This is a genomic window from Methanosarcina sp. 2.H.A.1B.4 (assembly GCF_000979385.1).
In the GTDB taxonomy this organism is placed as follows: domain Archaea; phylum Halobacteriota; class Methanosarcinia; order Methanosarcinales; family Methanosarcinaceae; genus Methanosarcina.
On the sequence record NZ_JJOV01000090.1, the window covers coordinates 117,674 to 130,155 of the forward strand.

Annotated in this window: 12 protein-coding genes and 1 pseudogene; 8 read left to right on the plus strand and 5 right to left on the minus strand. The window is 44.4% G+C overall.

What is annotated here, in order from left to right; genetic code table 11:
- Positions 1–142: 142 nt before the first annotated feature.
- From EO92_RS15105 to EO92_RS15130, 6 genes are all read left to right on the plus strand, one after another.
- Positions 143–2,749 carry an S-layer protein domain-containing protein gene (locus tag EO92_RS15105; protein WP_048172840.1) on the plus strand — a complete coding sequence of 869 codons (2,607 nt, stop codon included), beginning with the start codon at positions 143–145 and terminating at the stop codon, positions 2,747–2,749.
- Positions 2,750–2,979: 230 nt separating this feature from the next.
- The gene (locus EO92_RS15110) at positions 2,980–3,441 is read left to right on the plus strand and encodes a YqaA family protein (RefSeq protein ID WP_048172842.1); all 462 of its coding nucleotides are present in this window, start codon (positions 2,980–2,982) and stop codon (positions 3,439–3,441) included.
- Positions 3,442–4,343: 902 nt separating this feature from the next.
- The gene (locus tag EO92_RS15115; protein WP_048172844.1) at positions 4,344–5,051 is read left to right on the plus strand and encodes an energy-coupling factor ABC transporter permease; all 708 of its coding nucleotides are present in this window, start codon (positions 4,344–4,346) and stop codon (positions 5,049–5,051) included.
- Positions 5,048–5,389 (plus strand): energy-coupling factor ABC transporter substrate-binding protein, encoded by a 342-nt coding sequence (locus EO92_RS15120; RefSeq protein WP_048132893.1) that lies wholly within the window; start codon positions 5,048–5,050, stop codon positions 5,387–5,389. Before EO92_RS15115 ends, EO92_RS15120 begins: the two co-directional genes overlap by 4 nt.
- Before the next feature lie 116 nt (positions 5,390–5,505).
- Positions 5,506–6,288 carry a cobalt ECF transporter T component CbiQ gene (gene cbiQ, locus EO92_RS15125; RefSeq protein WP_048172846.1) on the plus strand — a complete coding sequence of 261 codons (783 nt, stop codon included), beginning with the start codon at positions 5,506–5,508 and terminating at the stop codon, positions 6,286–6,288.
- A gap of 11 nt (positions 6,289–6,299) precedes the next feature.
- Entirely contained in the window at positions 6,300–7,661 is a 1,362-nt protein-coding gene (locus EO92_RS15130; protein WP_048172849.1) for an energy-coupling factor ABC transporter ATP-binding protein, read from the plus strand.
- A 78-nt stretch (positions 7,662–7,739) separates the two neighbouring features.
- Here EO92_RS15130 and EO92_RS15135 read toward each other — a convergent pair whose 3' ends face one another.
- The 4 genes from EO92_RS15135 to EO92_RS15150 all read right to left on the minus strand — a co-directional run bounded on the left by EO92_RS15135 (position 7,740) and on the right by EO92_RS15150 (position 9,601).
- Complete coding sequence (locus tag EO92_RS15135; protein WP_048172850.1) at positions 7,740–8,573, minus strand: TIM barrel protein; 834 nt, start codon at positions 8,571–8,573, stop codon at positions 7,740–7,742.
- Entirely contained in the window at positions 8,563–8,745 is a 183-nt protein-coding gene (locus tag EO92_RS15140) for a hypothetical protein (protein WP_048172853.1), read from the minus strand. Before EO92_RS15140 ends, EO92_RS15135 begins: the two co-directional genes overlap by 11 nt.
- Complete coding sequence (locus tag EO92_RS15145; RefSeq protein ID WP_048172855.1) at positions 8,729–9,061, minus strand: hypothetical protein; 333 nt, start codon at positions 9,059–9,061, stop codon at positions 8,729–8,731. The genes EO92_RS15140 and EO92_RS15145 overlap by 17 nt, the downstream gene beginning before the upstream one ends.
- 75 nt (positions 9,062–9,136) lie before the next feature.
- Positions 9,137–9,601 (minus strand): phosphopantetheine adenylyltransferase, encoded by a 465-nt coding sequence (locus EO92_RS15150; RefSeq protein WP_048172858.1) that lies wholly within the window; start codon positions 9,599–9,601, stop codon positions 9,137–9,139.
- A 275-nt stretch (positions 9,602–9,876) separates the two neighbouring features.
- Here EO92_RS15150 and radA point away from each other — a divergent pair, with 275 nt between their 5' ends.
- Both radA and EO92_RS15160 read left to right on the plus strand, forming a co-directional pair.
- A complete protein-coding gene (gene radA / locus EO92_RS15155) occupies positions 9,877–10,854 on the plus strand; it encodes a DNA repair and recombination protein RadA (RefSeq protein WP_048132914.1) in 978 nt (325 codons plus the stop codon).
- A gap of 109 nt (positions 10,855–10,963) precedes the next feature.
- Positions 10,964–11,644: a phosphoglycolate phosphatase gene (locus EO92_RS15160; RefSeq protein ID WP_048172860.1), complete on the plus strand. Its 681-nt coding sequence runs from the start codon at positions 10,964–10,966 to the stop codon at positions 11,642–11,644.
- A gap of 181 nt (positions 11,645–11,825) precedes the next feature.
- Here the strand turns inward: EO92_RS15160 and EO92_RS19015 are convergent.
- Positions 11,826–12,247, minus strand: a pseudogene (locus EO92_RS19015) (GNAT family N-acetyltransferase).
- Positions 12,248–12,482: the final 235 nt, after the last annotated feature.

Genomic DNA, 12,482 nt, shown 5'->3' on the forward strand with positions numbered 1-12,482 from the left:
TTAATATTTCTAAAAGTAAACGGGGGCATCCGGATCCAGGAAAACTTCCAGGGAGTGTTCAGGAAACTTTTTTGTTTCTATTTTTCTCTCGGGCTTCCGGACAGTAGCACCCTTGCTCCATTATATCAAAAGGAGGGCTAACTTGGGGATTAAAAATTATCTAAAAATGTTATGTCTACTTATAGTGCTCGGATTGCTATGCGAAACTGCAGCCGCACAGGTTTCAAGTTCAGAAGGCAACCGTATATGGGACGAAAACTCAAACCAGAACTTTACTTATACCTGGACGCCCCAGACGTACTCGGGTTTTTACTATGACCTGGATACCGGAGTAGGCTCCGAGAATATGACGATCCAGCTTACTGCAGGCAGCCGGAATGTCCCGAAAAATGAATTGCAATATGAGACAAGACCCATTAAAACGGAATTCGAATTTGGGGACTGGGACTCTTATCAGGTTATAGGGTTCATGGCTGAGAAGTATTTTGCGGGGTACACAGAAAATTCCAGCTTTATAAAGGACGATATAAGTGTTATTTCGGAAGGACAGCTTTCGAAGATCCTGACTGATAGTGATGACAGGAAATCCCTGTATACGGGCTCTTCTCTCATACTCGAAGAAGGTTATTCCCTGAACATTGTGGAAGTGGACATTAATGGGGATACCGTATGGGTACAGCTCGAAAAGGACGGAGATGTGATAGATGATGACTTCCTCTCTTCCAACAGTGACTATGTTTATGAAACCGAGCTTGGGGCTGCAGAAGATGTACCTCTCATTGCAGTCCATTTTGCTCAGATCTTCAGTGGTAGAGAAACCAATGCGGTTTTTGTAGAAGGTATTTTCCAGATCTCGGATGAATACGTCCAGATTGAGAATGGGGACAGATTCGGGAAAATGGAAATAAGTTCCACTTCGAGTTCCGGGATCACAATGAAAAACCGTGATTCTATTACCCTTAGCAAGGGAGATACTATCGACATAATGGGAAAACTTAGCTTTGTTGTGGCTGATGCCAATGAACTCCGCTTTGCTCCCATAGTCGAGACTTCCGAGCCCGGGACCTATGAATTAAGGGGGACGGTCTACGATGAAGTGTTTAAGACAACTGTCTGGACACCTTTCAACTTTGAAGGATTCTATTACAGCATCGATGAAAATGTCTCCACCGAAAGCCTGACCCTCAAAGAAGGAATCAGTGGAAGGTCAATTAATGACGAAGCGCTTGTTTATTCCACCAGCCCGGCACTTGTGAAATTTGAGCAGGAAAGCTGGGGAAGCTATGAGGTTATCGGGTTCATGGCTGAGAAGTATTTTGCGGGCTATCCTGCGAATACCTTTGGAAATTCAAAGAGCGTGAGTGTGCTTTCGGACAATATCCTCGCAAAAGTCCTGATTGATGACGATAACAAAAAGTCGATGTTTACGGGCTCTTCAATAGTTCTCGAGAACGGCTACTCACTCAAGGCTTCAGAAGTCGATATTAACGGAAAAAGTGTGCTTTTTGAGCTGTATAAAGATGGGAAGCTGCTGGATTCGGGAATAGTTTCCCAGAATGGGGACTACATCTACGAAGCCGACATCGGAGGAGCTGAAGAAGTCCCGATGATCGCAGTTCACGTAAGCACTGTCTTCCGGTCGCGGGAAACGGATGCAGTGTTCATAGAAGGGGTCTTCCAGATCTCAGATGATTACAGTGAGCTTTCCCAGGGCGATTCTTTCGACAGGATGGAAATAAGCACTATTTCCAGCTCAGGAATCACAATGAGAAACGAGGATTCTATTTCCCTTTCAAAGGGCAATACCATTGACCTGATGGGCAACGTTAAGTTCAAGGTGGCTGATTCGTCTGTCCTGCGCTTCTATCCCTTTGTTGAAGTCGAGAGCGCTGCCCAGGACCAGCTGGAAATTGAAGCTCCAGATGTCCTTGTGGTCGGGCAGGCGGCAGAAATCCAGGTCATGGCAAGAAACGTTTCAGTCAGCGATGTTGAAATCTTCCTTGAAGATGAGAGCATCGGGACCACAGGAGACGATGGAACTCTTACGTACACCCCAGGCAAGGAAGGCAAATTCACATTATCTGCAAACAAGGCAGGATATATCCCCGGAAGTAAGGATGTGGATGTTGTCGGAGCAGGTGTCCTGAAGCTGTTGCTCTCAATCTCTCCGGAAACCGTCAGGGTAGGAGACCAGATTAATATAGTGGTTACTGACTCTGTAGAAAAGAAACCTGTCTCCGAGGCAGATGTCTTCTTCGGCGGACAGAAAGTTGAAGGACAGACGGGTACAGATGGCACTGTGTCTTACTGGGTAACTGCTCCAGGTACATATACTGTAAATGCTACAAAGGCAGGTTATGAGGAAGGAGAAACGGTTATTGAGGTTTCTGAAGACAGAGCCAATTTTGAATATTCTGACTTCTCAATTGAGCCTGCTTCTGTTAAGGGCGGAGACGCAGTTGCAATCCAGGTGAAAGTTGAAAACACCGGCAATATTGCAGGAGAAACCGAAGTGGAACTGCTGGTTAACAATGAATCCGTAGATTCCAAACCCGTGAGTTTGGAAGCTGGTGCAAGTACCGTGGTCGAATTCTCCCATACCGAGGAAGAGGCAGGGACATATACGGTTGAGGTAGGAGGCCTGAGCGGAAGTTATGACGTAACGAAGTCAACTCCTTTCTTCAGCGGCACTGCAACTCTTGGAATACTCGCCACGGCATTTATACTGCTCCGGAAAAGAAGGAACTAAACAGGTTTGATACTTCTTCTGCAGCAGGGGCCGGAAATTAATTTTTGATTCCGGTCTTTTTCTTCTTTTTTCTTCGCATCTTTCAACCTGATAGCTTTCCGGATCTTCATTTGATAGTTCTCTGGATATCTTAACCGAACACTTTCCTTGATATTTTACTGGAGGCTTCCTCACGCAGGCATAAAATAATATAATAGAATAGTAAGCAGAAGTGTAAGAGAAGGAGTACTATGCTTGAAACCCTGAGTGCCTTTATTACTGACTACGGTTATCTGAACCTTTTTATCCTGAGTTTTCTGGCTTCTACAGTCTTGCCTTTCGGGTCGGAGGCTTTAGTAATCGCTCTCGTTTACCAGGGATTTAGCCCTTTTGCTGTCGTTATGGTAGCCACTACCGGCAACTTTCTCGGGTCATGCACCACTTACTACCTGGGTTTAAAAGGGCGGAATGTACTTGAAAAGTATCTATCTCCTTCCCCCGAAAAGCTCGAGAAAAGTGAAAGGCTTTTTAATAAATATGGAGTCTATACCCTTCTTTTCACCTGGGTGCCAGGTATAGGGGATGTGATTACCATGGTTGCAGGGCTTATGCAACTTTCTTTCAGGTCTTTTTCAATCCTGGTCTTTCTGGGGAAATTCGCGCGTTATTTCGTACTTGCTTATTCGGTAGTGTTTTTTAATGGCGGATTTTAAGATCTGCCAATTGGTAAAATGAATCCGGACTTATCCCAGGTAAAATGGGATTCGAGGCTTCCAAATAGTATAAGTAAAAAGAGTTTTAAGACCCATCAGCTTCAGTAGATTCTATTCACGGTTTTTGTTGCGGGCAGGTTTGATTTTTTCAAATCCGGTTTATTCAGGTTTTGCATTTTGCATTTTGTTTTTTGTTTTTTGTTTTTTGTTTTTTGTTTTTTGTTTTTTGTTTTTTGCTTTTTCGACTGTATTTTCTTTCATTTTCAAACGAATTTTCCTTATTCCGGTAGCTTCTCCTTTTAAATCTTCTTATTTTTCTTCTACAGTACACCCTTTCTGACGATCTTGTTTCAAGACTTTTTCTCTAAACGAACCAAATGGATATACTTATATATCTCAGGGTACAATACTTTTTTGCTAAAGCAATTTTAGTTGATTTTTGTTTGCTTTGCTTGCCATTCTGACCTGTCTTCCGGGTCCTCAAAACGGAGCATATGCTCGATTATAACCTCCATTTTTATTTTTTTATTTTTTTACTTTTCATTTTATTATTCATATTTATACGCAATTTTGTTTTATATTACATACTTTCCTGATTTATTGGCAATGAATTTCATCGTCTTTTTCTTCGGTTCTTTTCATGGACTCCCGCGGGTATGGATTTCCGTCGTGTTCATTATCTATTCTTTATTATGTATTTCCTTAATTATATTTTATATTGATTCAAGTTTGCTTGTTTTGTTTTTGTGTTCTCCGTTTTGAGAACATTATTACCTCTAAACTAATTTTTATAGGCTCTCACGCATCTGCTTCTCTCTCACCGTAACCTTTATGTATCCATTAACTCAATTTAACTTGTCTTATTCACAATAATATTTACTTGATATCCTTACGGTGATCCTATGCATATAATGGAAGGTTTTTTACCGAGCCCCTGGTGGCAGGCCTGGTTTGCAGTGTCAATTCCGGTGATAATGTACGGCATCTATAAAATGAATAAGCTGGTGAACGAAAAACGCGAGATCTTGCCTCTCCTTGCTGTCGCAGGTGCATTTGTTTTCGTGCTATCTTCCCTTAAACTGCCTTCGGTAACCGGGAGCTGTTCCCACCCCACAGGAACAGGGGTCGCAGCAATTATATTCGGTCCGGCAATCTCCGCAGTCCTCGGAACCATCGTGCTTCTCTATCAGGCACTTTTCCTTGCACACGGAGGACTTACAACTCTTGGAGCAAATGTCTTTTCCATGGGCATCGTTGGTCCTGTGGCGGCATACCTGGTCTATAAGGTAGGGATGAAAGCAAATCTCAATTTCTATATTGTGGTTTTCCTTGCTACAGCCTTCGGAGACTGGGCAACTTATGTGACCACCTCTGTGGAACTTGCTCTGGCATATCCTGCAGGAGGAGTACTCACCGTTGCAGGTTTTATGAGTTCATTCGGCAAATTTGCCACTGTCTTTGCAGTTACCCAGGTGCCTCTCGCAATCATGGAAGGCGCTATCAGTGCCCTGCTCTTCAAGTATGTGGTCAACGTCAAGAGCGATATCCTGATTGAAATGAAAGTCATTGAAGCTGCAGTCGTGAAAAAACTGAGAGGGATTTCCGCATGAGCAGAAAACTGGAAATTATTGTGCTTGCAATTGTTCTTATCTTCGCAGTTCAGTTCGTTCATATGTCGTCCACAACGGACGCTGAGTATGGGGGAGCTGACGGCGAAGCTGAAAATGTGATTAACGAGATCACTGGCGGAACCTACGAACCAATTGCAGAACCTTTCTGGGAGCCTCCAAGCGGGGAAATCGAAAGCCTCCTCTTTGGTCTTCAGGCAGCTATCGGTGCAGGGGTTATTGGCTACTTCCTTGGCTATTACAATGCTAAAAAAAACTATGAAAACGAGCTTGGATACAAAGGAAAGAATAAGCCTGATAGCGACAGGCAATCTTTATAATTTCTTCTTCTACTCTTTTACTTATCCTTCCCACGGGGGAGGAAAGTTTTTATCTTTTGCCTTTTATTTTTAACCCTTGATTTTTGCTTTCATCTACCTATCTGCAGGTTCCCCACATGACCAATATCCTTGATGATTATGCCCTTATGAGCCCTCTAAGGCACCGAAACAACTGGTTGAAGCTGGCAATAGTTCTCTTCGGGCTGCTTGTAGGAGTTTCATCCACGTCCCCTATAACTCCTCTTTTCATAGCCCTTTGCATGAGCTTTACAACAGTTGCTCTCGGCAGGGCTCCCCTTAAATTATACCTGAAACTCCTGCTCGCCCCTGTAGGCTTTGCATTAACAGGTGTGGTTATCATTGCTTTTTTCTCCGGATCGGGGCAGGAGCTTCTGTCCTTCAACCTTGCAGGTTATCCTCTCTCGGTAAGGGCAGATGGGCTTGAGCTTGCTCTCCTGGTGCTTTCACGGTCCTTAAGCGGGATGTGCTGCCTTTACTTCCTTTCGCTTACAACTCCTATGATAGAACTCTTTGCCGTGCTCAAGACTACCAGGCTTCCGGAATCCCTCATCGAGCTTTCCATGCTGATTTACCGTTACATCTTTGTTTTCCTGGACATGGCCCTTTCCATAAAGTATGCCCAGACTGTGAGGTTAGGCTACTCGAACTTCAGGCGCTCCCTTAATTCAATGGGCATGCTTGGAAGTACACTTTTTATAAGGTCCTGGGAGCAGGGGGATAAGCTCTTTCTTGCCATGAATTCCAGGTGTTATGACGGAAAAATGACTCTCTTTGAAGTGCACAGGCCTGTAAGGGCAATAGAACTACTGCTGACCTCTGTTTACTTCCTTTCAGCTCTTGCACTTTTTTATTTTACAAAAAACATATCCATCATTTGAGGTAACAGATCATGATCATTCTTGAGACCAGGAGCCTTAAATACACATACCCGGACGGGACTGCAGCTGTCCAGAATATAAACATCGAGATCAAAAAAGGAAAAAAGATTGCCTTTGTAGGGCAGAACGGCTCCGGGAAGTCCACGCTTTTCCTGCTTCTGAACGGGACCTTAAAGCCAGATGAAGGTGAAATCCTCTTCCATGGAGCCCCTATTAAGTACGATTCAAAGTCCCTCCGGGAAATCCGGAAATCCGTAGGAATAGTTTTTCAGAATTCCGATGACCAGATCTTTGCTCCCACAGTGTATCAGGATATAGCTTTCGGGCCTGCAAACCTGGGGTACTCAAAAGAAAGGGTCGATGCCTGCGTACAGCAAGCAATTGAACAGGTAGGGCTCTCCCGCCTGAAGGACAAGCCCCCCCATCATCTCAGCGGAGGACAGAAAAAGAGGGTTGCAATTGCAGGGGTTATGGCTATGGAGCCTGAAGTGATTATCCTTGATGAGCCTCTTTCAAATCTTGATCCGGTGGGTGCGGATGAAATAATGGATCTGCTCAACGAATTTAACCAATTCGGAAGCACTATCATCATCTCCACGCATGATGTGGACCTGGCTTACCGCTGGTCTGACTATGTGTACCTCATGTCAAACAGCAAACTTATAGGGCAGGGGACACCTGTGGAGGTCTTCAAAGAGCAGGAGCTTCTTAAAAAAACAGGTCTGCGCCAGCCCACTACCCTTGAAATTTATCATGAAATTGAGAGGAGGGGGCTTGCATACGGCAAAAACTCCCCTAAAAGCATACCTGACCTTGTCAACACTTTAAAGCCGCTTGACCTTATGTGGGTTGAGGTCCCTCCCGGAGTCCGGGAAGGCGACAACCTGAATCTCGGGGTTATGTATGGGGAATATGCGACCCATTCTCCTTATGAAGCGGTTAATGCCACGGTTCTGCACATCCACCCTGACGGCAGGGCTATTGTTGAGCTGAAGCGCAAAGGGATCAAAGCTGGTGGGGTGCTGCTTTATGATACTGATAGCTATTCCCTGCCAGAAATCAGGCAGATCCTGAAAGATGGAGAAATTGCCTTTGTGGGGGCAATGGGCAAGAAAAGCAAGACTCTTGCCGAACAGGACGGAATCCGCCTGGACGTTACCTCAGGTGTTATAGACAAGTCGATCCTGATGGCGCTCTGTGGAAAACGCTGCCTTATCCTCACAACAGGCGGAATGGTGGATCATGCTCTGAAAAGAACCCGGGAGTATGTGGAAAAAAGCGGGATAGAATTTACTGTTGGCGTGGTTAACAGGGCAGACGGATGCAAATGGACTGAAGAAACGGATAGTAACCCTGAGGCTTTTAAGGTCTGATTTTTTCCTTTTTTCGTCCTTCTTTTTCATCTTTCTTTTTCATCCTTCTTTTTCATCCTTCTTTTTTCTTCCCTTTCCTTATATTTCTTTATAAGTCGTTTTGAGTAGAAGCGCATCTTCTTCCAGGATCGGGCTTTCGCAAATGACCCTTCCCCGAACTTCGAATTCTTTTAGGGCTTTTAAAAGTTCAGGATAATTAAAGTCTGATTCTTTAAGGGTCAGATGCCTCTTTTCCCCGTTCCTGTTATATTCTATTCCCGAAACATGCATGTGCATGTTTTCAAGCCCTTCTTTTCCAAGAGTATTTTCTACTTTCGAAAGGATTGCCGTAAACTCGGGATAGGAGTTTTCCTTCCCTTCCCTTGCGTGCATGTGGGAAAAGTCCAGGCAGGGCATAACCCCTTCGATTTCTTCGCTTAAGGCAAGCACTTCTTCAAGGGTTCCAAACTGGGTACGTTTGCCCATGGTCTCAGGACGGAGGACTGCAGGTATCCCTTCATCCCGGAGCTGTTCTGTGAGTTCTCTGAGGGCTTTTGAGACATTCTCATAGACGGCTTGCTTGCTGCTCTTCTGGTAAAAGGCTGCGTGCAGTACGATTGACTCTGCTCCGCAGAGGCTGCCTATCCTTGAAGCCTTGTAAATCCTTTCCATGCTGGCTTTTAATTTCTCTTTTTCCGGGGAGTTCAGGTTGATATAATAAGGTGCATGTACGCTCAGGGCTATGTTTTCTTTTCCGGCTGTTTCCAGAACATTTCCTGCCCCTTTTTCGCTCATGCGTACTCCCTGCACGAACTCCAGTTCCATGCAGTCGAGACCCAGTTCCCTGACACGCTCAATTCCTGCAGTACTATTGCTGGCTTTTGCGCTTCTGGGAACCCCTGCAGTCCCAAATAAAAGTTTTTCAGATGACATGTTTTTCAAAATTTCCCTTTTCAGGATACTTCTTTCCAGAATATTTTTTTCCAGAATACTTTTTTCCAGAATACTTTTTTCCAGAATACTTTTTTCCAGAATACTTCTTTTCAGGATCTTTTTTCCCGAATCCCCCTTTAGAATATTTCTCCTGTTTAGAAAATTCCCACAAAGTCCTTTAACTGCTTTGCCCTTTCCGGAGATACCTTTTCCTCGACTATCGCCACCAGTTCCTCAAGGTCTTCGTCCAGGGACTGGACATCTTCCTTTCCTTCAAGGGCAAGTCCCACAAGGTAGTCAAGTTCTTCCGCGTTCAGCCTCTCGAGCCTTTCTCTGAAGTCTTCCGGAGATTCGGCAAACTTGTGTGAGACCGGGCGCAGGATGAATGGAAAATGGTGCCCTGCTTCCCTTGAGATCTGATTCCCTCCGGCTTCGGGGGCAAGCTTGTTAAAAATCTCAATGTCTTTTTGTGTAAATTCTCTGGACATGTTATCACTTTATGATTCGGTCTGGATTTATACTTTTTTAAGGGGGTATGCCTGAAAGATGCAGCTATTCAGACCTTAAGCCTCTTTTTTTAACCTGCCGTGCCTGTCAATCTCCCCTTTTGCAATCCTTGTGGATGAAATCGGGGTCCCGTCTTCAGCCATCACATATTCAACGTACACAATTTCAAGAAGTTTTTTCCCCTTTTCCTTTCTGATGCCGTTAATTTTCAGGGCAACCGGATAGGTCTCAGGGGAGACTACTATGTAGTCGAAGTCCTCCTCCAGAGTCGGGCCGTAGGGGTCGTTCAGCCTGGTTACTTCATAATTTTCTTTCGGAACCCCCATTTTTTCTATGTATTCCAGCAGCCGCCCCCTTCTGTTTTCATACATATCGACGCTGTGGTTTTTTTGTAACATTTTGTCCGAAGTGAGTCCTATGTGGACTTTTCCACCCCCGGCTATTTCAAACGCTTTTTCAATTAATCTGGCGTGTCCGTCATGAAGATACTGAAACGTACCGCCTAAGGCGACCTTTGGCATGATGGGTGATAATCTACTAAAGTAAAAAGAAGTTTTGGTTTTTTTCGGTTTTCGGGAAGATTTCTTTATTTCTCTCTTTTCTTTTGTAAGTGTAACTGTCAGAAAAAGACCTCTTATTTTCCTCCTTTTTGCCAGGTTTTGCAGTATTATAACTGTGTTTTACAGGCCCTTCTGAATACTTTCACCCCGCTTACTCTAGCTATATATACCTGCAAACCATAGTGAAACAACTGTCATGCACCTTATACAAACATGTGCATCTAGGAGAATCTGTAATGAGCGAAATAGCACTTGAAGACCTGCCCGGAGTTGGCCCTGCAACTGCAGAAAAACTCAAAGAAGCCGGATTTAACACAATTGAAGCAGTGGCCGTAGCCTCTCCTTCTGAACTTGCAACTACAGCCGAAATCGGGGAATCGACTGCCGCAAAAATCATCAATGCTGCAAGGCAGGCTGCTGATATCGGGGGATTTGAAACCGGGGATATTGTGCTTGAAAGAAGGAAACTTGTAGGCAAGCTGACTACCGGTTGTACGGAATTTGACGAAATGATGGGCGGGGGCATAGAAACCCAGGCTATTACCGAACTTTACGGAGAATTCGGTTCCGGAAAGACCCAGGTGGCTCACCAGCTCGCAGTGAATGTCCAGATGGACCGGGAACACGGAGGTCTCGGCGGGTCCGTCATTATAATCGATACTGAAAATACCTTCAGGCCGGAAAGGATCACCCAGATGGTAAAGGGGCTTTCCGAGAAGTACGGAATGGAACTGAATCCTGAAGAATTCCTGCAGAACATCCATGTTGCCAGGGCATACAATTCCAATCACCAGATACTTCTTGTAGACTCTGCAACAGACCTGGCAAACGAGCTCAAGGAAATGGGAAAACCTGTTCGTCTCATGATCGTTGACTCTCTTATGGCTCACTTCAGAGCTGAATATGTAGGAAGGGGAACCCTTGCAGACAGGCAGCAAAAGCTAAACAAGCATATGCACGGCCTACTCCGCTTCGGAGACCTGTTCAATGCCTGCGTGGTTGTTACAAATCAGGTCATGGCAAAACCCGATGCCTTCTTTGGTGACCCCACAAGGCCTGTCGGAGGACATATTGTAGGGCACACGGCAACCTTCAGACTCTACCTGCGGAAGTCCAAAGGGGAAAAGAGAATTATCCGCCTGGTAGACTCCCCTAACCTGCCCGAAGGGGAAGCTGTCGTTGCAGTCACCACAGCCGGAATTACTGACCAGTGAAAGTTAAGGTCAGTTAAGTTAAGGATAGAAACAGCCTTACACATCCGATATACATTCAAAAAAATCTGAATGGGGAAACATTTTATCTCCCCGTTCCCATCTCTTTTTAATGAAATTCAAAGCTATTGTCGTTGACATTGACGGGACAATTACCTGCGAAAACAGGGAACTCCATCTGGGAGCCGTCAAAAAAATCCGTTCCCTTAAAGTTCCGGTAGTCCTTGCCACAGGCAACATTCTCTGTTATGCCAGGACAACATCAAAGCTTATCGGCCTGGACGGGGCTGTTATCGCCGAAAACGGAGGCGCTATTACTGTCCGCTATGATCTGAATGGTACTTTTGAAGAAAGCATGGAAGAATGTGAAAAAGCCTTCTCTTTTCTTTCCGGGTATTTCAAGCTCACCAAACTTGATCCCTTCTACCGAAAAACCGAGATTGCCCTTCGCCGGGACTTTGACCTTGAAAAAGCCAGAACCCTCCTGAAAACTCAAAACTTTGATGTTGAAATGGTTGACACCAAGTACGCAGTCCACATTAAAAGTACCAGAATCAACAAAGGAGTAGGCCTCCAGAAGCTTGCAGAAATGATGGGACTTGAAGCTAAGGATTTTGTGGCAATAGGAGATTCTGCAAATGATGTTGAGCTGTTTGAGGCTGCAGGTTTTGGGATTGCTGTTGCAAACGGGGACGAAAGAATAAAAGAAGCTGCCAATTACGTGACTGAAGCCTCATTTGGGGAAGGGGCTGTAGAAGCTATTGAATTTCTTGAATCAAATGGGTGGATTTGAAAAAAACTTTTGAAAAACAATCAACCCTGCCCCGATCCCTCTTTTCCGAGATATCGGTTTCACAGTCATTGATGCGGGTGCTGAAGCAGGATAACTTTATTTTTATCTTCCATAGCTATCAGGCTAAAAAGAATATACCTTACCAATTGAGCACCTTCGCCGAACAACGACAAATACGCCACTACCTGATTAAGCACTTCTTCATCGGTATAAATATTATGCCGTCCTTTTCTTGCATGACATCAGTGGAAACGAATCCGAGCCGTTTGTAGATTTCAACTGCGTATGGCGAAGAATTAACCGTTAATCCTTTTATTGCAGGGTTTGATTCAAAGATATCCTTAACAGCCATCTCTAAAAGCTTCTTTGCAATTCCTCTTCGATGATGGCTTTTTCTTACAAATAATAAAGAGATATGTGTTTTACTTCCCTTAATGCCAGAATACCCGCAAGAATATCTCTATCAAAACAGCAATACACTTTAAAATTATTCTCCTTTATCTGGATTAGAAGTCTCTCCGGATCAATAAGCTCTTTAAATGTTTTAATACCATTCTCTGAATAATCAGATGCTTCAAATTCACAAAAAACATCCCATATCATCTCGGAAATGATATGCACCTGCTCATCTTCAAAAGGCTGATATCTCAATGTCAGGTTATCCGTAATTTTCCCTCAAGGCACTTATAATCTCCATGATTTTTAAAACGACCTGCCACACGATGTGAGATTATTCGCACTCAATTGCATATAACGTTCCCGGTTTCATGATACCTCCGGACTCAAATGCAGCCCGATGTCTATGTTTTGCTTGCAAATCCCAGTCTCCTGGCAAGTT

What these genes read in the sequence shown, in the direction of transcription:
- radA (WP_048132914.1), top strand. Translation starts at nt 9,877, where the DNA reads ATGAGCGAAATAGCACTTGAAGACCTGCCCGGAGTTGGCCCTGCAACT.
- cbiQ (WP_048172846.1), top strand. Translation starts at nt 5,506, where the DNA reads ATGACCAATATCCTTGATGATTATGCCCTTATGAGCCCTCTAAGGCAC.
- EO92_RS15120 (WP_048132893.1), top strand. Translation starts at nt 5,048, where the DNA reads ATGAGCAGAAAACTGGAAATTATTGTGCTTGCAATTGTTCTTATCTTC.
- EO92_RS15135 (WP_048172850.1), bottom strand. Translation starts at nt 8,573, where the DNA reads ATGTCATCTGAAAAACTTTTATTTGGGACTGCAGGGGTTCCCAGAAGC.
- EO92_RS15150 (WP_048172858.1), bottom strand. Translation starts at nt 9,601, where the DNA reads ATGCCAAAGGTCGCCTTAGGCGGTACGTTTCAGTATCTTCATGACGGA.
- EO92_RS15130 (WP_048172849.1), top strand. Translation starts at nt 6,300, where the DNA reads ATGATCATTCTTGAGACCAGGAGCCTTAAATACACATACCCGGACGGG.
- EO92_RS15115 (WP_048172844.1), top strand. Translation starts at nt 4,344, where the DNA reads ATGCATATAATGGAAGGTTTTTTACCGAGCCCCTGGTGGCAGGCCTGG.
- EO92_RS15145 (WP_048172855.1), bottom strand. Translation starts at nt 9,061, where the DNA reads ATGTCCAGAGAATTTACACAAAAAGACATTGAGATTTTTAACAAGCTT.
- EO92_RS15160 (WP_048172860.1), top strand. Translation starts at nt 10,964, where the DNA reads ATGAAATTCAAAGCTATTGTCGTTGACATTGACGGGACAATTACCTGC.
- EO92_RS15110 (WP_048172842.1), top strand. Translation starts at nt 2,980, where the DNA reads ATGCTTGAAACCCTGAGTGCCTTTATTACTGACTACGGTTATCTGAAC.